Origin of the sequence: Janthinobacterium violaceinigrum (assembly GCF_009208555.1) — a bacterium.
Taxonomy (GTDB): domain Bacteria; phylum Pseudomonadota; class Gammaproteobacteria; order Burkholderiales; family Burkholderiaceae_D; genus Janthinobacterium; species Janthinobacterium violaceinigrum.
The window spans coordinates 1-248 of the sequence record NZ_WFLI01000147.1; the positions used below are offsets into that span (position 1 = coordinate 1).

Here is a 248-nt window from a genome sequence, read left to right on the forward strand (position 1 = left end):
TAACCTACTTTCACACTGGTTGCAGCACTATCATCGGCGCAAAGTTGTTTCACGGTCCTGTTCGGGATGGGAAGGGGTGGGACCAACTTGCTATGGTCATCAGGCATAACTTGTACTGGCGTTTGTCCTCAGTGGAGCGACAAAGCCTGAATCTGGAAGAAGCAAAGATTGGGGTAATGAATAAGTGTATCAACACACACGCAACGTTGTACCGTCTTATCCTCTGTACCTGCTAAGGTTATAGGGAC

General features: G+C 48.0%; 1 rRNA gene. It reads right to left on the reverse strand.

Annotated elements, in window-relative coordinates:
- Positions 1-104 (reverse strand): 5S ribosomal RNA (gene rrf, locus GCN75_RS29025); the annotation flags it as partial.
- Positions 105-248 lie beyond the last annotated feature (144 nt).